A 24,153-nucleotide genomic window follows, 5' to 3' on the forward strand; every position below is an offset into this window, starting at 1 on the left:
GAAGCTGTTTTTATACGTGAGTACATAATGGTAATCAGGTTACTTTTTTCAACCTAATAAATATTAGTAACCTTATAACTTTGAGGAAAAACACATTCTTATTTGCTCTAAACGTACAGATTGAATTAATGAATAACCTAGGGTCTTTTGACCTTTGCCGTGTTTTGCACATCAAAAATCAACGGCTCCTTATCGCTCAACGAGAGCTGGCTGTAGCACTGAGTAGAAATGTATGACTGACGAGAACATCATTGAAAGCAATGTAGAGAGCGCTAAGAAAAGTAAGAAAGTACTGGTTCTCTTTGCCCACCCCGCGCAAACCCGTTCAGAAGTAAATGTGCCGCTTTTTCACGAAGCAAAAATGAATAAACACGTTACTGCTGTTGACTTGTATGCAGAGTATCCAGATTTCAATATTGATATTGAACGGGAGCAGCAGCGTTTAATCGACCACGATGTCGTTGTTTTTCTGTTTCCACTTTACTGGTATTCCACACCTTCAATCTTAAAAGAATGGCAAGATTTAGTGTTGGAATATGGTTTTGCCTATGGGCATGAAGGCACTGCACTTAAAGATAAATTATTTCTTTGTGCATTAAGTGCAGGCGGTAAGGAAGAAGCCTATCAAACTGATGGCTTTAATCATTACACCATCAGGCAACTGCTCCAGCCTTTAGAGCAAATGGCTCAGATCACGCACATGACCTACATCGCTCCTTTTGCGATCTTTGGCTCTCGTACTGCGCAAGAAGAGCATCGCGTTGCTGAACATAGAGGTAAGTGGACAACCTTGCTAAACAATTTGACCACTAACACCCTGAATCTAGAAAAAGCAAAGCACATCGAGAATCTCGCAGACCTTTGTACATCGCAAGGAGAGTAACGTGACTGGCTATTTCTTATATGCATTTATCTATCTGGTCGCCGCCGTAATTGCAGTGCCCATTGCGAAGCGTCTTGGATTAGGGTCTGTACTAGGCTATTTAATAGCAGGGCTAGTGATTGGCCCGATATTCGGCCTTGTTGGTGACGAAACTGTTGCCATTCAACATTTTGCTGAATTCGGTGTAGTCATGATGCTGTTTTTGGTTGGGCTAGAACTAGAGCCTCGCTCGCTGTGGGCGATGAAGTCAAAACTAATGGGATTGGGCGGCCTTCAGTTAGCGTTAACTTCCGCCCTTATCACAGGCGTAGCCATATTGCTTGATCAGCCTTTTAGCATTGCCCTTACAATAGGCCTTATATTCGCCCTTTCTTCAACTGCCATTGTTTTACAAACGTTGCAGGAAAAAGGGCTGCAAAAAACGGAAGGAGGCAAAAGCGCTTTTTCTGTGTTGCTGTTTCAGGATATCGCGGTTATTCCCATGCTTGCGCTTATCCCTCTTCTTGCCATACCCGAACTGGTCGAAGCAGGAAATGCACATGGCGGCGATACAGGATCACACGATAGCTTTAATTTAGTTGAAGGACTTGCCCCTTGGGCTTCAGGTCTTGTGATCATTAGCTCAATTGCCTTTTTAACCATCGGAGGACACTACTTAAGTCGCCCCTTATTTAAGTTTGTTGCTGCATCGGGTTTACGGGAAATTTTTACCGCCACAGCGCTCATGCTCATTATAGGAATTGCAGCACTAATGGGACTTGTAGGTCTCTCTCCCGCCCTTGGTGCATTCTTGGCCGGTGTAGTTTTGGCAAACAGTGAATTCAGACATGAACTTGAAGCTAATATCGAGCCGTTTAAAGGCTTATTGTTAGGCCTCTTTTTTATTACGGTAGGCGCTGGCATTAACTTCTCTGTAATTAGTGAGAGCCCAATGCTAATAGCAGGGCTAACCGTAGCTGTTATGCTTGTGAAAGCCATTGTGCTGTTTATCATCGCCTTAATTTTTAAAATAAAAGGCACTAACAAATGGCTGTTCACACTAAGCCTTGCTCAGGCGGGTGAATTTGGCTTTGTGCTATTAAGTTTTGCCTCGCAAAACTATGTGCTTCCTAGCGACATTATTTCTGTTCTCTCGCTTGTTGTTGCCATTTCAATGTTCCTAACGCCAGGACTTTTTATTCTTTTCGACAAGGCCATCATTCCTCGCTACAAAAATGCGAAATCACAGCGAGCTGAAGATGAAATTGACGAGAAAGGCACCGTCGTTATTGCTGGAATTGGGCGCTTTGGACAAATCATTAACCGTCTTTTAGTGGCCAACGATGTAAATACCGTTGTGCTTGATATTCGCTCTGAGCAAATAGACCTTATCAGACGGATTGGCACCAAAGCCTATTTTGGCGATGCATCCAAACCAGACATTTTGCATACTGCTGGCGCCCATGAAGCATCGTTACTAGTTATTGCTATAGATGATAAAGAAACCGCTGCCGAAATGGTGAAATACGCCAAGCACGCATTTCCTAACATTAAAGTGCTTGCGCGTGCCTTTGACCGCGGTCATGGGTATCGCTTGCGCCAGTTGGGCGCAGATTTTGTGGTATCAGAAACGTACCACAGCGCTCTTGAAATGGGCGCAGAGGCACTTCGCTCACTCAATATTCACCCTTTCCAAGTTGAACGGCAAAAAATGGCGTATAAAAATATTGAGGCTCAGCAAAACGATGTGCTGTATCACGCGTGGGCGGATGAGGCCAGCGGAGAACGAGTAGACAATAATTATCTGAAACTCTTTATTGAACTTGAGTCGCTAATCGAAAATGCGCTAAAAGCAGATTTACACGACAAGCATTCGAAAATGCGTGGCTGGACGCCACCACCGAAAGGCTATGCTGAAAACCTCGCGCCCGATGAGAACCCTGATTAGGGTGAATTGCGAACTAGCCGGCGGTATTTCGAGAAGGTAATTGTCTGATAGTGACCGGTCACCCACGAATATTTATGGGCGGTAGCATACTATCGCCTTGTAAAAATAAACAAAAAGCTGATCGAAAAGGGAAAAAAGCGCTATAACCTGTATGTATATCAAACTTGTCGTATATTGGCTTTTTATCTTTCACGTTCAGAAGTTGACACGCGCCTTGTACAAGATAACCCATTGCCTTAGTGGGAATAAAAAGTGGTCTATTTAAATGGAGAGTTACCATGTTGTCTGAAAAAAGTCTCTTTCACAGCTTAGCCCTGCGCACTGTGTTGGTATTTACTGCACTCGCTGGATTAAGTGCGTGTGAAGAAGCCCCTACGCCTCCCAAAGCAGTCTCATCAACACCGGTAACGCTTTATAAAGTGCAGCACTCAGACGAAACCATCGCTAAATTCCCGGGGCAAGTGGAAGCGGCTGAATATTCGAACCTTTCGTTTCGCATTGGCGGCAAACTCCAAGAACTCAAAGTAAAAGCGGGCGAGGAAGTTAAAGAGAACCAGCTTATCGCTAGACTTGATGATAGAGACGCGAAAGCACAGTTAGCCACTGCCCAGTCTCAGTTTGACGTGTCATCGGCTATGTTTGAACGTATGGAGGCTTCCGTTGAAAAAGGCGCGGTAAGCCGCTCTACTTTTGATGAAGCGAAAGCCAATTTTTTAGCCGCTAAAGCCAGTCTGACCAACGCACAGGACCAGCTAAGCTATACGGAGCTTCGCGCACCGTTTGCGGGGCTTATTGCGTCTGTTCCTGTTGAAAATTACCAAGTCATTGTACCACAGCAGACCATTGCCGAGCTTCATATGCCGGGTGCAATCGACGTTACGTTTCAATTGCCAGAGCAAAAAATGCGTATGATTGATCGCTCACGAGCCCGTGAAAATCGTACATCTGAAATGGCATGGGTGAGCTTTTCAGGTATGCCAGATAAACGTTACGCGGCCATGTATAAGGATCACGAAAGCACCACGCGACAAGGCGAGCTTAGCTATGAGGTAACAATTACTCTGCCAGAACCAGACGACATCAATGTTCTAGCGGGCATGAGCGCCACCGTATTACTTGATATGTCGAAACTCATTGAGTCTAACGCAAAACTTTGGCTAGTGCCTTTTGGTGCGGTGGTTACCGACAATGCAGATCCAGACAAAGCGATTGTATGGCGTTTTAAATCCAGTGATAGCGACGCGACGAAGGGCACCGTAGAAGCAGTAGAAGTGATGATTACGCGCGGTATTTCCAACGGTCTGTTAGTTGAAGGCCCGCTAAACGACGATGATAAAATCGTTGCTGCTGGAGCTCATCTTGTAAAAGAAGGCCAAGCTGTTACGGAGTGGACGAAAGAAGGGGGCCTATAAGCCATGGTCGAGTATTTTTTTCGTCAAAAAGTAATTAGCTGGATGGTCGCCATCATCTTGGGTGTTGGTGGCATTGTGACTTTTCTTGGCTTAGGTCAGCTAGAGTTTCCCGAATTCACCATTAGAAATGCTCTGGTTATTACTCAATACCCAGGGGCAACGCCTGAGCAAGTTGAGGAAGAAGTTACGCTGCAACTTGAAAAGGCGATTCAGCGTATACCCAACGTGAAACGAATTAGCTCAGTAAACATGGTTGGGCTATCGCAAATTACCGTTGAGCTTAAAAGCAGTGTCCAGGCCAAGGACCTAGAGCAATACTGGGACAACTTGCGCCGTAAAGTGGGCGATGCACAAGCATCGCTGCCACCTGGCACCAGCACCTCGATTGTGAATGATGACTTTGGTGACGTTTTTGGACTGCTGCTTACTCTTAAAAGCGAAGACTACTCCCTTAAGCAAATGGAAGACTTTGCAGATTTAATGCAGCGAGAGATTCAGCTTGTTGACGGTGTAAAAAAGGTGTCGATTGCCGGTACCGTTAATGAACAGATTATTGTGTCGTTAGATCACGATAAAATGAAAACCCTTAATGTTTCTGCAGAATCCATTGCTGGCCTTTTAACCGCGCAAAATGTAGTGGGCAACGCGGGTTCGATTAAGGTTCAGGGCAAGCGCCTGTCCATACAGCCCACTGGCGAATTTGATAACCTAGAGGCGTTAGGTCAGGTGGTGATTGGCTCACCTGCAAGCGGCCTGATTCGCTTAACAGATATTGCGACTATTGAGCGCAAGCTTAACGATACCCCTTCAATCCTTTATCACAGTTCTGGCACGCCGGCTCTGTCAATTGGTGTGTCGTTCGCGTCGGCGGTAAATGTAGTTGATGTAGGTAAACGGCTTGATAGCAAAATAGCCGAGCTAGAGCAGCGTATGCCCCTGGGTATGACGCTGGATACCGTTTACAACCAGCCTACAGTGGTCGACGATTCTGTAACTGGCTTTCTTATTAACCTTGTTGAAGCCGTGGCCATCGTTATTTTCGTGCTGCTACTTTTCATGGGCTGGCGCAGTGGCGTTCTGATGGGGCTCATTCTTGTGCTTACCATTCTCGGCACCTTTATATTGATGTCGGTAAAAGGCATTGAGTTGCAAAAAATCTCCTTGGGTGCGCTTATTATTGCTCTTGGCATGTTGGTCGACAACGCCATCGTGGTAACCGAAGGCATGTTGATTGGTGTGAGAAAAGGGCAAACCAAACTTCAGGCGGCAAAAGACGTGGTATCGCAAAATGGGTTGCCGCTGCTTGGCGCGACTGTGATTGCCATCACCGCTTTTGCGCCAATTGGTCTATCGCCAGATGCCACAGGTGAATTCGTCGGCTCCCTCTTCTGGGTACTGTGCTTTTCGCTTTTCTTAAGTTGGATCACCGCACTTACCATTACCCCCTTCTTTTTCGACTTACTGTTTAAAACTGAAAAAGAGCGCGGAGCTAATGACGAAGATGACGACCCATATAAGGGCATTATTTTTACGGTATACAAGCGTGTGCTTACTGCTGCTATCAATCATCGTTACGTGACAATTGTACTGGTACTTGTTGCATTAGTAGGCAGCATGGCTTCAGGTAAATTCGTAAAAAATGCATTTTTCCCAGATTCATCCACACCGCTGTTTTTCGTCGATTTATGGTTGCCTGAAGGTAGCGACATCTTAACCACCGAGCAGTCTATTCGTCGCTTAGAAAACAACGTGTTAGGCATGGAGAATATCGCCAACGTAACAAGCGTTATTGGCGGTGGAGCACAGCGCCTTACCCTCACCTATGCGCCAGAAGACAGATACGCCAGTTATGGTCAGCTTATCGTTGAAACTGATACGGTTGAGTCTCGTGATGCTCGTATGCGAGAAATTATCGAGCTGGTGCGAGAAGACTTCCCTAATGTGCAATACAAGGTAAAAGCACTGCAAGTAGGCCCTTCTGCAAAAGCGGCAATTGAAGCGAGAATTTACGGACCAGAGCCTGAAGTTTTGCGTGAGATTAGCAGCGACATTGAAGCCATATTTCAAGCAGAGAAAACCATGGACAGCGTTCGCTTGTCGTGGAGCAACAAAGTCCCATTTGTTGAACCTGTGTTTCTGGAAGAACAAGCTAGGCGTATCGGCGTAACGCGAGATGCCGTTCACACCGCATTTTTACTGAACAATGAAGGTGAAACTGTGGGCCTTTACCGCGAAGGTAGTGATTTAATACCTATCGTCATGCGCAACGATCCAAACCAGCGCTATGACATAGATAACCTCGCCTCACTCAACGTATGGAGCCAAGAACAAGGTAAATATATAAGCATGGCTGATGTTATCAGCAATGTGGATGTATCGCTTGATAACCCTATCATCAAACGCCGCAACCGAGTGCGGATGCTGGCGGTTTATGCAGAGCCCATGCCTTTATCCGGTGAGACGGCTGCGAGCGTGCAAGCTAAAGTTCGCCCTCTTGTAGAAGAGCTTAAACTGCCTGATGGCTACCACATTGAATGGGGCGGCGAATACGAGACATCAACAGACGCGCAAAGCGCCCTATTTGCAAGTATGCCTATTGGTATATTAGGTATGTTCATTATCACCGTTTTGCTGTTTGGCAAGCTTCGTCAGGCGTTAGCGATATGGGGCGTAATTCCACTCACCACTATCGGCATTATTGGCGGGTTGGTGCTAGTTGGTGCACCCTTTACGTTCATGGCGCTGCTCGGCAGCTTAAGCCTTATTGGTATGGTGCTTAAAAACGGGATCGTATTAATGGAAGAAATAAACGTACAGGCAAAGGGTAACAGTGGCGCATTCGATGCCGTAGTAGCCGCGTCAGTATCTCGTGTACGTCCCGTTTCAATGGCAGCCATCACCACCATACTGGGTATGATCCCGCTGTTTTCTGATGCGTTCTTCGCGTCAATGGCAGTTGTTATTGTATTTGGTCTGACCGTTGCCACCGTACTTACACTGCTTATATTGCCTGTGCTGCTCTGTACGTTCCACGGTATAAAGTCTGAGTAAAAAGTACGCACAACAAATTCGATTAGTTGTGCGCTAGTTCGTGTAGGTAGCACAAAAACGGTGCGAACCTAATATTGTTAACAGCCAGCATGAGGAGAGTCTACTCATGCTGGCTGCATACTATCGCTTAGCTGCAATCTATCCTTCTCAACAAAAACTACACCCACCAGTTTACTTTTAACAAAATTAGTTTATTATGGGTAAACTACACTGTGCAGTATACTTTTTTTTAATTTAAGGTGAGAGCATGCCCGTTTTTAATCGCACACGCTTTCTTGTTGGAGTTTTATTTATGACATCTTTCTGTGGTTCTTCAAACACCCTTGCTGCAAGCGCGCCGCAACCTGAAAAATTCACTAATACTCATATTGAATATAAAACGACGTGGCGAGACATGTGGAAAGTCACCAAAGCGTATTTTCGTGACAATAGAGATGCTGCAACGCCAACATTTGACATACCCGTGTCGGCACTTACACCACAAATGCTTAACGCAGTTGCAGAAGACAGCGTGATAAAGCTGGGCCACTCTACTACCCTATTGAAACTTGCCGAGCGTTATATATTGATCGACCCGGTCTTTAGTGAGCGTGCTTCTCCCGTCCAATGGATGGGACCCAAGCGTTTCCACCAAGCGCCAATTTCACTGGAAGACTTGCCTAAATTAGATGCCGTTATCATAAGTCACGATCATTACGACCATTTAGATAAGGGCAGTATTGAAATACTAAAAAACAAAGTCGACGTGTTTATTACACCGCTAAAAGTAGGCAATCATTTGCGTGACTGGGGTGTGGATGCAAATAAAGTTGTTGAGCTAAATTGGTGGCAAAGTACAAAAGTGAGCGACATTGAAATAGTGGCCACACCGTCTCAGCATTTCTCAGGACGAGGTTTATTTGATAGAGACGAAACTCTTTGGGCAAGTTGGGTTATCAAGTCTGCAAATACCAATATCTTTTACAGCGGTGACTCGGGCTATTTTGACGGATTTAAAGCTATTGGTGAAAAGTACGGTCCGTTTGATTTATCGATGATTGAAACCGGCGCGTACAACGAGCTATGGTCTGACATTCACATGCTGCCTGAAGAGAGCTTGCAAGCCCATATTGATATTCAAGCTAGTGTCATGATGCCCGTGCACAACAGTACCTTTGATTTAGCACTACATAATTGGAATGAGCCTTTAATAAAAATCACAGACCTTGCTGGTGCTAAGGGTGTTCCCACCAGTATTCCTATCTTTGGCGAAGTTGTTCCAGTTAAGGGTGCAGGCGAAGCTCCGAACAAAACCTGGTGGTTAGACGAAAGGTGAGTAGCTAATGAACAGCGCTTGCTTCATTATTCTGGGCTTTAATTGCTCGCTTAACTCTATGTTTTGCAGTACATTTATTATTCGCCGCTTAGGCACTATTGGCGGGTATAACAAAAGCCTCAATCAAAGTGATAGCACTCGAATTGGTTGAGGCGAATAATAAATTTCTCAGTTAAAGGAGCTAACTGCTAGCAATGAAGCTGTCTAGTCAAATTAATTTGGGCGTTTTTGCCCTTATGCTTTTAGCATTTACGGTGTTGTCGAGTATTGAGCTAAGCGAAATAAAATCTCGCACTTCAGTGTCAATCGAGCAAGAAGCTGAAGAAGCACGGCTGCGTTACGAAACAACCGTCTTACAAACCTCTTCCATGTCTTCTCAGTCGAAGCAATCAGTGATTGATGCCATGCTTCGTCAAATGGTATTGCAGCCGTTTTTATCTGCAGCCAAAGTCATTGATGTCGAAGGAAATGTGTTTGCGAAGTACGAGCGCTCGCCTAACACTATTGTTCCTAATTGGTACTTACAGCTGGACTCCGCACCTGCCGTTAACAAGAAAATTCCTTTTTCGAACAATGATGGTTATTTGTTAGTTACGTCAGACACGTCTTATATTTACACTGAAATCACCGCTATTCTCATCAAAAATGCTGTTATCTTTTGTGGGCTATTTTTCGCCCTCGCGCTATATATCGTCACGGTAACCAAATTTGCTAGGCGCCCCATTGCCAACACCATTAAGAAGCTTAATCAGATAAATAGCCACGACTTCACCCCCTCGCAGGTAAATGCGTTTACAACAGATTACCGCCAACTTACCAGCACAGTGAACACCCTAACCACGTCGTTAGCATCAAAATTTAATGACATTGCTCAGCAATCTGAGCGATTCAAAACAGAAGCCAATAAAGATACATTGACGAAGTTGTCGAACCGCAGTGCATTCGAGCGACACACTCGCGCGCTGTTGTCTGACACGTCTAATTTCCAGGAAAAAGAGCTTATTCTCATCAGGCTCGCTCAACTTACCACTATAAATACTAAGTTGGGCATGTTAGCTGGTGACAATTATGTAAAATCTATCGCGGACTTTCTTGTGCATGAGGCGAAGCACAATTGCAAAAGTGGCTTTGTATTTCGGTTATCAGGCGGAGATTTCGCCTTGATAAGTGAAATTATGGGGCGGGACGAACGGGATTTGATGTTAGAAAATATGTCGAAGCAGTTTGCAAACGCCACGCCACTTCGAGATGGAAGCAAAGCAACGTGGATGGGCGTAACACGTTTTTCTAGCCAAATGTCGTTACAGCAGGTAATGGAAAGTGCTGACAGTGCGTTGATGGCGGCAATGAAAACGCAAAAAGGATGGCAGTTTTCTTCAGAAGTGTCTCAGGTTCATAGCAATACGAAATGGCGTGAGCGCCTCAATTACATCGTGTCGCAGCAATATGCCGATATTCTCATTCAACCCGTGATGAATGTAGAGCGAAACGCACCAGCATATTACGAAACGTTCGCTCGATTTAAAGACAAAGACACCAATGATGTTATACCCATGGCACAACTTATCCCCGCATCGGAGCGATTGGACCTTATTCCTCAAGTCGACCAGTTGGTTGCAGGCATTGTGTTTAAAAAACTAACGGTAACGTCTCATCAGGTTGCTATAAATATTAGTAACGCCTCAATTGCCAACGGCGAGTTTAGAAAATGGTTAATTGAAGAGCTTCGAACCCGGGAAACGCTATGCCCAAGACTTATTTTTGAAGTCGAAGATGCAGCGCTTATTCACCATCGAGAAGTAGCCGAGAACTTTTGCCGTCAACTCATACAGCTGGGCTGTAGAATTACCATAGAACACTTTGGCGATAACTTTGCCTCGCTTGCGGGTTTAAGGGCAATTCAGCCTCAATTCGTTAAGCTTTCGGGACGGCTAACCCAGGGAATTCATACCAACAAAGATAATCAGTTGTTTGTTTCTAGCCTTATCAATATTGCGAAAGGCCTTAATATCCATGTTATTGCGGAAATGGTAGAAAACGAGGCTGAGTCTGTTGCACTGAGCAAACTAGACGTTGAACACCAACAAGGCTATTACTTTTCTAAACCCTCACTTTGGACAATGTACTAAGTGTAAGCTCGCTGGTCTGAGGCACTGAACGTCAGGATAAGTATTGACGCTTTATGTGAGACCCCGCGCTTTATACGAATTTATTGTGCGTCGATTCGATGAAACGTTTAAGGCGGTGTTGTGAAAATCTCTTTCATATACACCTCCTTTGAACCGCATTTACTGTTCGTTAAGCAGCTTTACAATGGCGTCAGAGCTAATGGGTTTTGAATACAGAAAGCCTTGCACATATTCAACGTTGAGAGACTTACAGTAGTTCGATTGATTTTGAGTTTCCACGCCTTCAACAACAATGTTTAAATCGAGTTTGTGACCAACATTCACGATAGCCTCCATTAACGCGCTATCGTAGGCATTTTCCGGTGCACCTCTTAAAAATGAACGATCTATTTTTAAGTGGCTAACGGGAAACTGTTTTAAATAACTAAGCGAAGAATAACCCGTACCAAAGTCGTCAATCGATATTTCAACGCCCTGGTCGCGTTGCGCTCTCAAATTCTCTAAAATCGTATTGTCAGACTTAATAAGCACATTTTCGGTAAGCTCTAACCCAATATCTTTAGGCATTAAACCGTGCCGCTCTCGACACTCCCTTAGGCGTTCGAAATAAGCATTCTGCTCTAACTCTTTTCCTGAAACATTGATATCAACGCGAATATTAATGCCCTGCTCTTTCCATAACTGTGCCTGTTTGCACGCCTTTTCTAACACCCAATTTCCAATGTGAACAATTAACTCACTGCGCTCAGCGATGGGGATGAAGATATTGGGTGGAACAGCCCTATCCTCATCTTTAGGACGCCACCTTAACAGCGCTTCACACGATGCCACTTTTCCGGTGAGCAAATCGATTTGAGGTTGATACAAGAGTTCAAACTCATTGTTAACCAAAGACTCATGGAGATAAGCTGCGATACTTCGCTGTTGTCGAACTTTCTGACTTAAAGCGTGGGTGAAAAAATGAAAACGGTTTCGGCCTTCAGCTTTCGCCTGATACATTGCGACGTCTGCATTTTTCAAAAGATCATCAATCTCACTTCCGTCTTTAGGGTACATACTAATACCGATACTTGAAGTGATATGCACGTTTTCAGTGCTAAGCGCGAAGCTCTGCTTGAAACACTCAGTAAGTTTCTTAGCAATGTCAGCACTTTCATTTTCAGAGGTCACTTGTGTGGCGACAAAAACAAATTCGTCTCCACCGAACCGAGCCAGTAAGCCTTGCTCGCTCAGACAATCTGACAGCCGCTTAGAAACAGAGCGCAGTAATTCATCACCCCAGGTATGCCCAAGCGTGTCATTAACTTCTTTGAACATATCTAAGTCAATGAAAAACAAAGCGAAGCCAGACTCATTGCGCGATGCATCCTCGATGGACGACGTCAAAAACTGCTCTAACAGGCGTCGATTAGGCAACTCGGTTAACAAATCTGTGGATGCCATTCGCTCAAGTTCTTGCCTGATGTTGTGCTGCTCACTCAGGTCAATATCCACACAATACATTTCGGGTGAATCTGTGCCTTCTTTCAGCATGACGTGAGATGAGAAAACATGGATAGGCTCGCCACTTTTCTTCTCAAGCACGAGTTCGTCTGAAGGAATTGCCTCACCGTAATCTATCCATCGCTGATGTAGCTTTATCACTTCACTTTTCATGAACGAGGGAATGATGAGATCTTCAAGTTTTTGACCTAGTGCTTCGCACTCACGAAAGCCATACATGTCTTCACTTGATTTATTCCAGTAGATAACTTTTCGGTGCTTGTCATAACCTTGCACCGATACCTTTGGCAAGGCACTAATAAGCTGAAGGAACCGCCTTTCAGCCGAACCATGTTGTTCAAATAACGGGGGCTCTTGGTATTTCTGTAAGCTCATCGTACTCCCGCGAGTGCTAAATTGTTAGATAGCAAAGATATAAAAACGGCCACCATTCTTTTAGTGTAGTCCAAATCACACAGACCACCCGACATTAAAAAGTTAAATTACTCATGAATATCGCTGAATAGAGAAAAGGGTAGCAGTGCGTGTTACGCAGAACTTGGGTAAATAAAAGATGAAATTAAATCGTAAGATGGTGCGTCTACCCTGATTCGAACAGGGGACCTCTACCATGTCAAGGTAGCGCTCTAACCAACTGAGCTATAGACGCATATAGAATTTTGTTGCACCTGATAGGTGGGCGAATGCCAAGCAACGGCGCGTATAATACTTAGCACGAGCGTTGCCTGCAAGGAAAACTTATCAAATGACGATTCAAGTGACTAATTTGACAGCAATTAGCCACTTTCTTCAACAATTTCGATTAACTTAAATCATTTTAAATGGAAGCGGCTTGATAGCGTCCACTAAGGAGCCATCGTTAACAGCACGCATAAAATATTCACCCAACCTGTCAGTTTCTTTCAATACTGTTTGCCAATACTGGATGCGCGTTTTTGCATCGAGTACTTCAAAATCTTTCCTATCGGGGATTTTGCTATAAGGCAAATTAGCAACAAACGATGCCGAAGGCACAAGCATTACAACGTTATCGTAGCTTGAACGATGAGGCACTCTGCCCTTCAAGCCCTTGTCGAACCAGCCTGGAATGGGCTTGTCATAAAAATGAGGGTATAACACTAAGCCATCATCTGGTCCGAAGGACAAGTCGAAATGGTAGTCAATAATACCGCCATCTCGATACATTCCGGCTGGCGCACCTTCAATTTGCTGTACGCCCTCAATTACCACAGGAATAGAACCAGACGCTAGCAGCGCGGTATGAATATTTCCACGCGTTAATGCATGGTACTGAGTAGGCAGTTGATACGGGTCGTTTATCGCAAACTCCGTACCCGGCGTTGAGAACACGTAGCGCTTGTATAAGCGAGAAAGGTGTCGTCGGTTCACTGTATTGGCCGCTGCACTCATCGCCAAGCCCGAAAGTTGCCTAAACTTACTTTCAAAACGAGTAGCACCTAAACATTTAGCAACGATCAGGTGCGCTTTAAAGCGGGAGTTAGACAGCACTTCTTGCTTACCTGCTTCATCCACCATTTCTTTCAGCAGGTCTTCAGCTTTAGCCGTAATTTCTCTAGGCGTAGGCTTATCACTGCTATAGGTCGTTGTTGAATAAGAAGAGGCTAGACGATTTATGGCTGCTAGGGGATCATTTTGAACAGCGCAAATGGTACGAAACGCACCTGCTGAAGAGCCAATCACGTGAATTTGATGCTTAACGTTGGCAAACCACTCAGGGAACAGTACGCGATCTAGACCAGCCAGAGAAAACCATTTCGGGCCGCCAGATGCCCCCAGAAAATAGCTAAATAACTCAGGCGTAAATCCGTTTTTCATTATGGATTCACGTGCTTTTTTACCTGCGTATATTTCTAAGGGTGCCACTCAATGTCCTCGCTGTGCGCCGAATAGAAGCGCTTGATAAATATTTAGGGGATAGCAAGCCATGACCAATAAATCCAATAACTTCCCCATTTAATTAGTTTCGGGGGAATTTAACAGTTAAAGGCGCGAAAGTAACCTTTATAGCAATGCCCTCACATCTGCTCAGACCAGACTTTTCAACGACTTCACCCGAATCTTAAGGCGTTAGTGCATCTATCACTTTTACAAATATTCGATACTCATCTTCAGTGATATTTTCCAAACGCTTATTTTGCCAAGCCACAATTTTAGGCAACAGCGCCCGATAGATTCGTTCTCCTTCCACTGACAATGAAATTAATGTGGCCCGTTTATCTCGCTTGCTCACACGCTTAACGATAGCATCTCGCTTAACCAATCGCTCCAGCGCTCGCGAAACCTGCACTTTATCTAGTCGTGTTGCAATAGCGATTTCTTTTGCCGTTAGCAGTGATTTTGGCGAGCTTTCATTTCGGCCGCCTAATGTGGCTAAGATTCGCCACTCTGGTTTAGTAAGTTTATATTCTGCATATTCTTTTGAGAGCGATTCACTTAAATCGCTCGCGAGCATGGCTACCTTGTAGGCAAGCATATCTTCTAGCTGCATGTTTTAAGCCCTTATCACTGTATTACTCTTGCTATTTTTACTTCTGCGACCGCCTTAAAAGCCATGGTTGTTTTTCATTTACCTTAGGCGTTACTTATACCCACAGTGTCGCTACCATCTGTCGAGCGTTCAGGCGCGTTCAACATTAACCCAGGTAACTTTCACAGCTAACATCGTGCATTAAAAACACGCAATATGTGTAACCTTGTAATGGCCCTCACATAAAAGGTGTAAAGCTAGCGTACCAAATGACGTTGGTTCTATTCCCTCTACTCGCCCACGGCCATTGATTTACATTTCATTTACCTCTAGCCTAAACCACATAGTTTCATTTGTAACTACTTTTATTTAGCATTCATCTGTACAGCCACATCGATGGCCGCCTGTGGGAGGGTTTATGGATAATTTGTCGTATTTAACGGGTTTTAATAACGAGCACGAGACAGAGGCACTGCCGGGTGCCCTTCCTAAAGGCCAGTTCAGCCCACAAAAAGTGAATTATAAGCTTTACGCTGAACAGTTTAGCAGTACAGCATTTACTGCCCCACGAGCAGAAAACCGCCGCAGCTGGACCTATCGTTTACGCCCCTCTATTGCTATGGGCGACTTTGAAAAAATTGATAACGGCCTGGTAAAAACAGCACCTGAGTCTGATGTCCATTGCCCTCCGAATGTACTTAGGTGGGATCCTGTTCCCTTACCAGACAAAGACGTTGATTTTGTAGACTCGCTTGTAACCATCGCCACTAACGGTGACGCTAAAGCCCAAGTAGGTATGGGCATTCACTGCTACAGTGCCAGTGCTAATATGCAAAATCGTGTTTTCTACTCATCAGACGGAGAAATGCTTATTGTCCCCCAGCTAGGCGACATGCTGATCACCACCGAGTTTGGTAGGCTCAACTTGTCTGTAGGTGAAATAGCCGTTATTCCTCGTGGCGTTCGTTTTTCGGTTAACCCTATTAATGGGCCAATTCGCGGATATATATGCGAAAACTACGGTCATCCTTTTGTGCTGCCAGAGCGTGGCCCTGTAGGCGCGAATGGCTATGCGAACCAGCGTGATTTTTGCTATCCCACGGCCTGGTTTGAAGATAATGAGACGCCTCACACTTTGGTAAACAAGTTCTGTGGAAATTTGTTCGAAGCAAAACTCGATCACTCTCCCTTTGATGTGGTGGCTTGGGTAGGTAACTCTGCCCCTTATAAATATGATTTGTCCCGTTTCAACGTTATGAACACCGTAAGTTTTGACCACCCGGATCCGTCTATATTTACCGTGCTTACCTCACCATCTGAGCTGGAAGGTACGGCGAACGTTGACTTCGTTATTTTCCCTCCAAGGTGGATGGTTGCTGAAAATACTTTTCGCCCACCGTATTACCACAGAAATATTATGAGCGAGTTTATGGGGCTAATTGAGGGGATGTACGACGCCAAAGAACACGGTTTTGTGCCCGGCGGCATGAGCCTTCACAACTGTATGACTCCCCATGGCCCAGAAGCTGAAGTATTTGAAAAAGCCTCGAACGCCGAGCTTTCACCGCAGCGTTATGAAAACACGCTGGCGTTTATGTTTGAATCTCGCTATGCCATTGCGCCAACGGAGTTCGCTTTAAACAGTGATATTCGTCAACGAGATTATTTGGCGTGCTGGAAAGGCCTTAAAAAGTACTACGATGGTGAAAAATAAGCTCCCTGGGATTTGTAACGTTACACGTACCGATACCTAAACAAGCAATTGTACTGATTTTTGAACACAACCGACAAGCATCACCTTTGCTCAATATCATTTATTTTCAACAAGTTAGGGGAAGTCAGCTTTCCCTAACTCAGCATCTCATTCACGGGTGAAAACAAAACGTTACAGCTTTGCTTTCCATGCCCAAAATCCTTGAGCTCGACACCTATTGCTTGCTTTTTCACTGCGCCCTTACAATCAGGTAACAATTATAAAATGTGATTTACGTTGAGGATGTATCGCTATGGCTGATTTGTTTGAAAACCCTATTGGTTTAGACGGGTTTGAATTTTTAGAGTTCACTGCGCCGAAAAAGGGCATGTTGGAGCCCATTTTTGAAGCTATGGGCTTTACCCTTGTTGCTCGCCACAAATCAAAAGACGTGGAATTATGGCGTCAAGGCGACATCAATTTATTAAGTAACTACGAAAAGAAATGTCATGCAGCCTATTATGCCGAAGAACACGGTCCATCAGCGTGTGGTATGGCATTCCGCGTTAAAGATTCACAGCACGCATATAAAGAAGTGCTTGCCCGCGGTGCTCAGCCTATGGATACCCATACCGGTCCAATGGAACTGAAACTTCCTGCTATTAAAGGTATTGGCGGTGCGATGCTTTACCTTATAGACCGTTATGAAGGCGAAAATACCATTTACGACATCGACTTCAATTGGATTGAAGGCGTTGATCGCCATCCTGAAGGATGTGGCTTCCATACGCTCGATCACCTCACCCATAATGTGTACCGCGGCCGCATGAATTTCTGGGCAGGGTTCTACGAAAAGCTATTCAACTTTAAAGAAATTCGCTATTTCGATATTAAAGGTGAATACACAGGTCTATTATCGAAAGCAATGACGGCGCCAGACGGTAAAATTCGCATACCGCTAAATGAAGAGGCGGTTGGCGGTGGTGGCCAAATTGAAGAGTTCTTAATGAAGTACAATGGTGAAGGTATTCAGCATATCGCTTTCGCTTGTGACGACCTAGTGGCGTGTTTAGACAAGCTTAAAGCGAAAGGCATGAAGTTTATGACGCCTCCACCAAACACTTACTACGATATGCTTGAAGAACGTCTTCCTGGGCACGGCGAAAACGTAGATGAGCTACAAAAGCGCGGTATTCTATTGGACGGCACAACGGAAAATGGTGAGCCTCGCCTACTGCTCCAGATATTTTCTGAAACCGTTTTCGGCCCAGTGTTCTTTGAATTTATCCAACGCAAACAAGATGAAGGTTTCGGCGAGGGTAACTTCAAGGCACTATTTGAGTCGATTGAACGCGATCAGGTAAATCGCGGCGTGCTAAACAAGTAATTCGATAGCTAACACAATACTAGGGCAGCAAGTCTCATCACTTGCTGCCTTTTTCATAAAGCGCGCACGCAGCGCCGCTTGGGTCAATAATGACACAAAAGCTGTCTTTGCCGTGATGACGTATATCACCCGCCTGCTTTCCACCTTTGGAAGTAACTTCTTTCAACGCGGCATCTAGATTTTCTACGGTAAAGTAATTAATCCATCCGCTTGGGTACTGCGCGTTTACACCCCGCTTATGACAAATGCCGCCCACAGGTGTGCCGTCGGCCTTCATCATGACATAATCATTGTAGCCACCCATATCTATGGATTCTTTCTTCCATCCCATCACCGCTTCATAAAAGCTGACAAGTTCGTCTGCGTTTTCTACAGTAATATCGCACCATGAAGAATCTGACATTGTCTCTCCCTCTGTTTTTTTTTAGGGCTGTTGTTTTGTAAGGGCTCTATTTATGGTTGAGGCATTTTTTCTAGTCAGCGCTCTTGTTCTGGTTAGAGAGCAAATACCTAGTAAGCTACATAACTGATAAGCGCAATGCCCCATTGCTTCAATAAGCAAAACCCAAGACTAAATTAACTACTAACAGTAGTACCTTACTGAATATTTGTTAACTAATAGATCATTTTAATGTACTGATGTTTTAAAGGTAAAAAGGCTAGAGTCTATTGACCTTTGCTGTACATCAAAGATCAACATGGCCAAAAGAGTTCGATCATTTGAATCTCGCGTTTTAGTAGTACGCTAATTTCTGAAAAAAGCCATGGTTGTCAAGCTAAGAAATTGCAAAATTACAAAACATTTTTTATTTTAGTTGTAGACATGGCCTGTGGAAAATGCTTGTAAAATTGAGAATGTTATCCACTGAACATTGTTTGTACAGTTTATTTATTCCTTTAAATACATACACTTACAACAAAGCCCCAAACTACTCAACAAACTTATCCACAGATTAAGTGGATAACACGTAGCACTTAATCACAGTTAGTGGTTTAATGTGAATATCTTCGAAGTTATCTTTTTTTCGGTTTCTCATGCCCAAACAAACACTTTTAGTCAGAGAATCTTTGTTTACCATTCACAGCTTGGATCCTGAAACCAATATCCCCGCATCTGTGCTTAATAGCCCTCTTTTTTTCTTAGGTAAAACAGAAGATGAACTATCTATTGTTGTGCCTGACTCGGTAGACGTACCGTCACTAGATAGTGATGAAGGTTGGCGTGCACTTGAACTGTTAGGGCCTTTGCACTTGTCCATGGTAGGGATCATGGCCCAAATCGGCCAAGTGTTAGCATCAGCAAAAGTGGCTATATTTGTGGTATCAACCTTCGACACTGACTTCTTTTTAGTAAAAGACAATAAACTAAAAGATGCCATTAGTGCGCTTAAGAAAGCTGGCTATTCGGTAAGTGATGACGTTTAATACCGTGAATGCTAAGCAACTACAATACGCACCAGACAGTTTTACCAAGCAGTTTGTAACTTTAAGCCCATTTTCAGGGCAAGTGGTTTCACTCTCACACATTGACGATCCCTATTATAAAAGTGGCCTTATGGGGCCTGGTGCAGCAATAAGCTCAACATCAAATACTGTCTTATCGCCTTTCGCTGGTAAAGTATTGAGCGTTTCCCCGCTAGATTACGCAATCGACATACAGTCTAGCGCGGGCCTTAAATGCAAGATTAAATATGGTGGCGATACTAGTCATTTGCATGGCGCACAATTCGCCTGTTCTTTGAAGCGGGGCGATGAAATAAGACTTAAACAAGTACTTTTTACCGTGAATGCTGCATGGCTAAAGCAGCGCGGTGTTAGCAATACCTGTTCAATGACGTTGCTTAATGCAAATGCGCTTATCGGCGTGGTGCCTACGCATCAAAAGTTTGTCGAAGCGGGCGAAGATACGTTGTTGACGCTTTACCTCTAAGGCCTGTTGACCTAATTGTAAAACAGGCTTTCAGCCCTGAATGATTTACTATTAAAAATCATCGCAAGTGAGTTTATCAACGTATCAACAGCTTGTATGATGGAGCACATTGAAAAACAAAAATGTACAGGCGCACTGTTTTCGGGCTATTGCGGTTTTCTATTTTCTCTAGCTCTTCGAAACAGCGCCACATAATGGCACTGTTCTAACCAGCGTCTTTCATTTACAAACAACAAAGTAGTACGGAATAAATCACCATGAGCACAATCCTTTATGGGATCCCAAACTGTGACACCATTAAAAAAGCAAAAAAATGGTTAGCAGACAACGATATCGCTTTCACATTTCACGATTACCGCAAGGACGGGATAGATAACGACTTTCTTGTACGAGCCGAGTCTGAGCTTGGCTGGGAAGCAATGCTCAACAAACGCGGCACGACCTTTCGCCAGCTAGAAGAGCAAGAGAAAGCGAATCTAGATAAAGATAAAGCACTGGCTCTGCTAGAGCTTCATCCTGCCATGGTTAAACGCCCTATCCTTGTTCATGACAACGCGTTTTATATTGGCTTCAAACCCGCGCAGTATGAGGAAATATTTTGTTAAACGACTCTGTTATTGAAATTGCTAAACAATTAATAAACCGCCGTTCTGTAACGCCAGAAGACGCAGGTTGCCAAGAAGCCATGGGCGAGTTTTTAGGTGCTTTAGGGTTTAATAATGAAACCATGGTATTTGAAGACACGACGAACCTTTGGTCTCGCAGAGGTAAAGAAGGCCCGGTATTTTGTTTCGCAGGCCACACTGATGTAGTGCCTAGTGGCCCTGAGTCAGCATGGAAAACACCGCCATTTACCGCGACAGAAGTTGACGGCTATCTGCATGGGCGGGGCGCAGCTGACATGAAAGGCAGTCTTGCCGCTATGCTAGTAGCCACCCGCGAGTTTGTGAACAAATACCCTGATCACAAGGGAAGTATTGCGTACCTTATTACTAGCGACGAAGAAGGCCCTTTTATAAACGGTACCACCCGCGTTATTGATACCCTTGAAGCCCGCAACGAAAAAATTGATTGGTGTATTGTTGGCGAACCCTCTTCAACCGACGAAGTAGGCGATATTGTTAAGAATGGCCGTAGAGGTTCATTAACGGGTGATTTAGTAGTAAAAGGTATCCAAGGCCATGTCGCCTACCCTCATTTAGCTAAAAACCCTGTTCACAGTGCAATGGCGGCCCTTGACGAGCTAGCTAAATCTCATTGGGATAACGGGAACGACTTTTTTCCTCCCACCAGCTTCCAGATATCAAACATTCACGCGGGTACAGGTGCGGGCAATGTGATCCCGGGCGAGATGCACGTTTGCTTCAACTTCCGTTTTTCAACGGAAGTAACCGACCAAATTCTCATTGAGAGAGTCACGGCAATTTTGGAAGCCCACGAACTGGAGTACGAGATTAAATGGACGTTTAACGGTCAACCCTTTTTGACCGATACGGGTGCCCTGTTAGAAGCCACTCAAGGTGCAATAGCGGCGGTTAAAGGAACACCTACCGTGCTGTCTACTGCTGGCGGTACATCAGATGGTCGCTTTATCGCGCCAACAGGTGCACAAGTGATAGAGCTAGGCCCGGTGAATGCCACTATTCACAAAATTGACGAGTGCGTGAAAATGTCTGATCTTGAACAGCTTGCTGATATGTACTTCGGTATCCTAGAACGCTTGCTGGCTAAATAGCCGCTATTGATGGTTATGAATCAAGTGCCAGAAAAAGCGTGGTTAGGCCAGCACAACGACTATCTCGTTGATGCTGGCAACGGCCATAGACTGCATCGCGACGTGATATCGCCGTTTCTTGCCATGCAAGATGCTGCGCAAAAAGACGGTATAGACTTACAGTTGGTCAGTAGCTTTCGTGATTTCGACAGACAAACTGCTATTTTTAACCGCAAATGGGCAGGTCAAGCACAGCTTCTTAATACCAACGGTGATGAACTGCCATTCGAGGCACTAAGCGATAATGAAAAGCTTCATGCTATTTTGACATGGTCAGCACTTCCCGGCGGCAGTCGCCACCATTGGGGCACTGACATCGATGTGTACGACAGAGCTGCCGTGCATAACTGGGGGGGCAAGTTTAATCTTGTCGAAAGCGAATACCTTTCTGGCGGACCGTGCCATGCCCTTTCATGTTGGCTAGCTGACAATATGGAACAGTTTGGCTTTTATCGTCCTTTTTCGGTTAATACGGGTGGCGTCGCAGTAGAGCCATGGCATTTAAGCTTTCGAAAAACAGCGTGTGTTTTCGAAAATGCCAGGCACTTAGATGGCTTTACAAAAGCCATTGAACAAAGCGATATAGAAGGCAAAACATGTATTTTGCCACAGCTACCTAGCTTGTATAATCGCTATGTATTGAACAAAGGGCTGTAGCCTACGGAATTTTTATGAGTACTACCTGGGTCATCATCATTATTGTTTTAGTATTGGGCGTTGTGATTGGGAATATCACGCTGCTTAAATACAGTGCTAGATTTAAATTTCCGACACCTTCTAAACCTTATGATGATAGTGACGACGATTCAAACAAGGACAGTGAAAGCGCGAATACATCCGTTAAAGACCAAGATAAAGACAGCAACACCCCTATGAAATAACCCTATCCTGATAGCGTCAATCGCGGCATTTTAATCGAAGCCTAAGTAAAGCTTTTATAATTCGAGGCTTTTATAATTAGAAGCTTTTACCCATTGTTTATGCCGACGCGGGCACTTCAGTATTAGGGCTCTCAATTATTCATTCACAAATCACTTTTCACATTTAAACACACTCTAAGAGGTTCTAGACGTGTCTAAAAAACAATCCTTACTGGGCAATATCGGCGTACAAGTTGTCATTGCTATGATTATTGGCACCGCTGTTGGCGCCTTTATGGGTGAAAACGCTGAAATGTTCGCACCACTAGGTGCCATTTTTATCAATTTAATTAAAATGCTGGTCATTCCACTGGTGGCAGTAGCGCTTATCTCTGGCGCTGCGGGGCTTGGCAACAGCACTAATGCAGGAAAAGTGGGGCTATCTACCCTTGCTTATTTTGCGTTAACGTCAGCACTTGCCGTAACACTGGCCCTCATTATGGGTGAAGTGTTTAAGCCAGGAATAGGTATCGACGTTTCTGCGGTAGAAGGTATGTTCTCTGGTGAATACGCCTCTAAAGGTGAGCTACCTTCATTTTGGGCTACCGTTACAGGTATGATCCCCACCAACGTATTTGCGTCGTTAACCAACGCGAACATTCTTCAAATTCTGGTGTTTTGCTTGTTCTTTGGCCTCGCCCTTTCCAAACAACCTAAAAAGAACCGTGAGCCTATTTTAAATGGCGTGAACACTATCGTTGATGCCATGGTATGGATGATCAACTGTGTGATGAAAATCGCGCCTATCGGCGTATTTGGTTTAATGGCAGAGGCAGTAGGAACATTTGGTTTTGCCGCGCTCATGGTGGTATAAAAACTCTTCTTGGAGTTTACTGCGGCAATTTTAGTATTTGGTTTTGTGGTTTACCCGCTTTTGGTACAGCTATTTACAAAAACGTCGGCTAAATCATTTCTCGTGGCTATGAAAAAGCCTCAGGCGGTTGCTCTTTCAACCGCGTCATCCATGGCGACACTTCCGGTCACTATGAATACAGTAGAGAATGAGCTAGGTGTAAGAAACGCAACGGCATCTTTTGTACTGCCGTTAGGCGCCACCATCAACATGAGCGGAAATGCCATTTATTATGGCTTGGTAGCGGTGTTTTTTGCGCAGCTTTTCAATATAGATTTATCAATGGGTGCATATGTTGCCATCGTCCTAACCTCTACCCTTGGCGCGGTTGGTCAAGCGGGCGTTCCTGGGCCATCATTCTTGGTCGTTGCGGTGTTGCTTGCTGCCGGCATTCCCATTGAAGGTTTACCCCTGCTATTTGCCTTGGACAGAATTTTCGACATGATCCGCACTGCGCTAAATATTACGGGTGATGCAGCATGCGCAGTGATCGTAGATACGATTGCCATTGATGCTGATGCTGTTGAAGAGCAAGCAATAGAAAATACGGCCAAATAAAGCCTAGTCTTACAGATAGAAAAGGGCAGCAAAGCTTTTTGAAACGCTTAGGCTGCCCTTTTTTGATTGGATTGTGTCGCTTTTTGCTTATCGCAATTTTATACCAGTCCGCATAGACAATTACCCACTCAGCGAGACTTAAAATGTTCGTAATCGCGGCGTGTTACCGCAGGTATAGTGGTCTACATCAAGGTGACACAACAAAGAGTACGGACATTTTAAACTCGCCCTTCGGGAAGGTCTGGCAAGCTTCCTAACTTCATTCTGGGAATTTGAAAGGGAACAGCCATTCCTGCATTCCCACGCTTCGCTAGGAAACTTGCCAGCACC

18 protein-coding genes, 1 tRNA gene and 1 pseudogene are annotated in these 24,153 nt (G+C 44.6%); 15 read left to right on the forward strand and 5 right to left on the reverse strand.

Going from position 1 to position 24,153, the window contains the following annotated elements:
• Positions 1-232 precede the first annotated feature (232 nt).
• The 6 genes from QVA83_RS00805 to QVA83_RS00830 all read left to right on the forward strand — a co-directional run bounded on the left by QVA83_RS00805 (position 233) and on the right by QVA83_RS00830 (position 10,717).
• Positions 233-883 carry an NAD(P)H-dependent oxidoreductase gene (locus QVA83_RS00805; protein WP_156078190.1) on the forward strand — a complete coding sequence of 217 codons (651 nt, stop codon included), beginning with the start codon at positions 233-235 and terminating at the stop codon, positions 881-883.
• A 1-nt stretch (position 884) separates the two neighbouring features.
• On the forward strand, positions 885-2,810 hold the full coding sequence (locus tag QVA83_RS00810) for a monovalent cation:proton antiporter-2 (CPA2) family protein (RefSeq protein ID WP_287498005.1): 1,926 nt from the start codon (positions 885-887) through the stop codon (positions 2,808-2,810).
• Between the two features lie 278 nt (positions 2,811-3,088).
• The gene (locus QVA83_RS00815; RefSeq protein ID WP_156078188.1) at positions 3,089-4,222 is read left to right on the forward strand and encodes an efflux RND transporter periplasmic adaptor subunit; all 1,134 of its coding nucleotides are present in this window, start codon (positions 3,089-3,091) and stop codon (positions 4,220-4,222) included.
• A gap of 3 nt (positions 4,223-4,225) precedes the next feature.
• Positions 4,226-7,273: an efflux RND transporter permease subunit gene (locus QVA83_RS00820; protein WP_156078187.1), complete on the forward strand. Its 3,048-nt coding sequence runs from the start codon at positions 4,226-4,228 to the stop codon at positions 7,271-7,273.
• A gap of 292 nt (positions 7,274-7,565) precedes the next feature.
• Positions 7,566-8,588, forward strand: a complete 1,023-nt coding sequence (locus tag QVA83_RS00825; protein ID WP_283635214.1) for an MBL fold metallo-hydrolase — start codon at positions 7,566-7,568, stop codon at positions 8,586-8,588.
• A gap of 194 nt (positions 8,589-8,782) precedes the next feature.
• Entirely contained in the window at positions 8,783-10,717 is a 1,935-nt protein-coding gene (locus tag QVA83_RS00830) for an EAL domain-containing protein (protein WP_156078185.1), read from the forward strand.
• A 159-nt stretch (positions 10,718-10,876) separates the two neighbouring features.
• On the opposite strand, the gene QVA83_RS00835 is transcribed toward QVA83_RS00830, so the two are convergent.
• The 4 genes from QVA83_RS00835 to QVA83_RS00850 form a co-directional block, all read right to left on the reverse strand.
• Positions 10,877-12,595, reverse strand: a complete 1,719-nt coding sequence (locus QVA83_RS00835) for a sensor domain-containing protein (RefSeq protein WP_156078184.1) — start codon at positions 12,593-12,595, stop codon at positions 10,877-10,879.
• A 197-nt stretch (positions 12,596-12,792) separates the two neighbouring features.
• Positions 12,793-12,869, reverse strand: a tRNA-Val gene (locus QVA83_RS00840).
• A 158-nt stretch (positions 12,870-13,027) separates the two neighbouring features.
• Positions 13,028-14,104, reverse strand: coding sequence for a patatin-like phospholipase family protein (locus tag QVA83_RS00845; protein WP_014949052.1), 1,077 nt, complete (start codon positions 14,102-14,104; stop codon positions 13,028-13,030).
• Positions 14,105-14,300: 196 nt separating this feature from the next.
• Positions 14,301-14,729 (reverse strand): MarR family winged helix-turn-helix transcriptional regulator, encoded by a 429-nt coding sequence (locus QVA83_RS00850; protein ID WP_014976177.1) that lies wholly within the window; start codon positions 14,727-14,729, stop codon positions 14,301-14,303.
• Between the two features lie 397 nt (positions 14,730-15,126).
• On the opposite strand from QVA83_RS00850, the gene hmgA reads away from it, so the two are divergent.
• The gene (gene hmgA / locus QVA83_RS00855; protein WP_075176321.1) at positions 15,127-16,422 is read left to right on the forward strand and encodes a homogentisate 1,2-dioxygenase; all 1,296 of its coding nucleotides are present in this window, start codon (positions 15,127-15,129) and stop codon (positions 16,420-16,422) included.
• Positions 16,423-16,714: 292 nt separating this feature from the next.
• On the forward strand, positions 16,715-17,788 hold the full coding sequence (gene hppD / locus QVA83_RS00860; protein WP_014949049.1) for a 4-hydroxyphenylpyruvate dioxygenase: 1,074 nt from the start codon (positions 16,715-16,717) through the stop codon (positions 17,786-17,788).
• A 37-nt stretch (positions 17,789-17,825) separates the two neighbouring features.
• On the opposite strand, the gene QVA83_RS00865 is transcribed toward hppD, so the two are convergent.
• Positions 17,826-18,191, reverse strand: a complete 366-nt coding sequence (locus QVA83_RS00865) for a VOC family protein (RefSeq protein WP_014949048.1) — start codon at positions 18,189-18,191, stop codon at positions 17,826-17,828.
• A 632-nt stretch (positions 18,192-18,823) separates the two neighbouring features.
• On the opposite strand from QVA83_RS00865, the gene QVA83_RS00870 reads away from it, so the two are divergent.
• From QVA83_RS00870 to QVA83_RS00900, 7 genes and pseudogenes are all read left to right on the forward strand, one after another.
• On the forward strand, positions 18,824-19,213 hold the full coding sequence (locus tag QVA83_RS00870) for an ACT domain-containing protein (protein ID WP_283635215.1): 390 nt from the start codon (positions 18,824-18,826) through the stop codon (positions 19,211-19,213).
• Positions 19,203-19,718 carry a PTS sugar transporter subunit IIA gene (locus QVA83_RS00875; RefSeq protein WP_283635216.1) on the forward strand — a complete coding sequence of 172 codons (516 nt, stop codon included), beginning with the start codon at positions 19,203-19,205 and terminating at the stop codon, positions 19,716-19,718. Before QVA83_RS00870 ends, QVA83_RS00875 begins: the two co-directional genes overlap by 11 nt.
• A 257-nt stretch (positions 19,719-19,975) precedes the next feature.
• A complete protein-coding gene (locus QVA83_RS00880) occupies positions 19,976-20,323 on the forward strand; it encodes an ArsC family reductase (protein WP_014949045.1) in 348 nt (115 codons plus the stop codon).
• Positions 20,317-21,453: a succinyl-diaminopimelate desuccinylase gene (gene dapE, locus QVA83_RS00885; protein WP_239301639.1), complete on the forward strand. Its 1,137-nt coding sequence runs from the start codon at positions 20,317-20,319 to the stop codon at positions 21,451-21,453. The genes QVA83_RS00880 and dapE overlap by 7 nt, the downstream gene beginning before the upstream one ends.
• 9 nt (positions 21,454-21,462) lie before the next feature.
• Positions 21,463-22,149 (forward strand): M15 family metallopeptidase, encoded by a 687-nt coding sequence (locus tag QVA83_RS00890; protein WP_156078182.1) that lies wholly within the window; start codon positions 21,463-21,465, stop codon positions 22,147-22,149.
• 14 nt (positions 22,150-22,163) lie between these two features.
• Positions 22,164-22,373, forward strand: coding sequence for a DUF2897 family protein (locus QVA83_RS00895; RefSeq protein WP_014949042.1), 210 nt, complete (start codon positions 22,164-22,166; stop codon positions 22,371-22,373).
• 190 nt (positions 22,374-22,563) lie between these two features.
• A pseudogene (locus QVA83_RS00900) lies at positions 22,564-23,823 on the forward strand (dicarboxylate/amino acid:cation symporter).
• The last annotated feature ends 330 nt before the right edge of the window (positions 23,824-24,153 follow it).

The organism is Alteromonas sp. AO-Serp (assembly GCF_017849675.1).
Classification (GTDB): domain Bacteria; phylum Pseudomonadota; class Gammaproteobacteria; order Enterobacterales; family Alteromonadaceae; genus Alteromonas; species Alteromonas macleodii.

Excerpts from the sequence above, each read along its gene's own strand:
- QVA83_RS00805 (WP_156078190.1), top strand. The coding sequence starts at position 233 with ATGACTGACGAGAACATCATTGAAAGCAATGTAGAGAGCGCTAAGAAA.
- QVA83_RS00815 (WP_156078188.1), top strand. The coding sequence starts at position 3,089 with ATGTTGTCTGAAAAAAGTCTCTTTCACAGCTTAGCCCTGCGCACTGTG.
- QVA83_RS00820 (WP_156078187.1), top strand. The coding sequence starts at position 4,226 with ATGGTCGAGTATTTTTTTCGTCAAAAAGTAATTAGCTGGATGGTCGCC.
- QVA83_RS00825 (WP_283635214.1), top strand. The coding sequence starts at position 7,566 with ATGACATCTTTCTGTGGTTCTTCAAACACCCTTGCTGCAAGCGCGCCG.
- QVA83_RS00830 (WP_156078185.1), top strand. The coding sequence starts at position 8,783 with ATGAAGCTGTCTAGTCAAATTAATTTGGGCGTTTTTGCCCTTATGCTT.
- QVA83_RS00835 (WP_156078184.1), bottom strand. The coding sequence starts at position 12,595 with ATGAGCTTACAGAAATACCAAGAGCCCCCGTTATTTGAACAACATGGT.
- QVA83_RS00850 (WP_014976177.1), bottom strand. The coding sequence starts at position 14,729 with ATGCAGCTAGAAGATATGCTTGCCTACAAGGTAGCCATGCTCGCGAGC.
- hmgA (WP_075176321.1), top strand. The coding sequence starts at position 15,127 with ATGGATAATTTGTCGTATTTAACGGGTTTTAATAACGAGCACGAGACA.
- hppD (WP_014949049.1), top strand. The coding sequence starts at position 16,715 with ATGGCTGATTTGTTTGAAAACCCTATTGGTTTAGACGGGTTTGAATTT.
- QVA83_RS00865 (WP_014949048.1), bottom strand. The coding sequence starts at position 18,191 with ATGTCAGATTCTTCATGGTGCGATATTACTGTAGAAAACGCAGACGAA.
- QVA83_RS00870 (WP_283635215.1), top strand. The coding sequence starts at position 18,824 with ATGCCCAAACAAACACTTTTAGTCAGAGAATCTTTGTTTACCATTCAC.
- QVA83_RS00875 (WP_283635216.1), top strand. The coding sequence starts at position 19,203 with ATGACGTTTAATACCGTGAATGCTAAGCAACTACAATACGCACCAGAC.
- QVA83_RS00880 (WP_014949045.1), top strand. The coding sequence starts at position 19,976 with ATGAGCACAATCCTTTATGGGATCCCAAACTGTGACACCATTAAAAAA.
- QVA83_RS00890 (WP_156078182.1), top strand. The coding sequence starts at position 21,463 with ATGGTTATGAATCAAGTGCCAGAAAAAGCGTGGTTAGGCCAGCACAAC.
- QVA83_RS00895 (WP_014949042.1), top strand. The coding sequence starts at position 22,164 with ATGAGTACTACCTGGGTCATCATCATTATTGTTTTAGTATTGGGCGTT.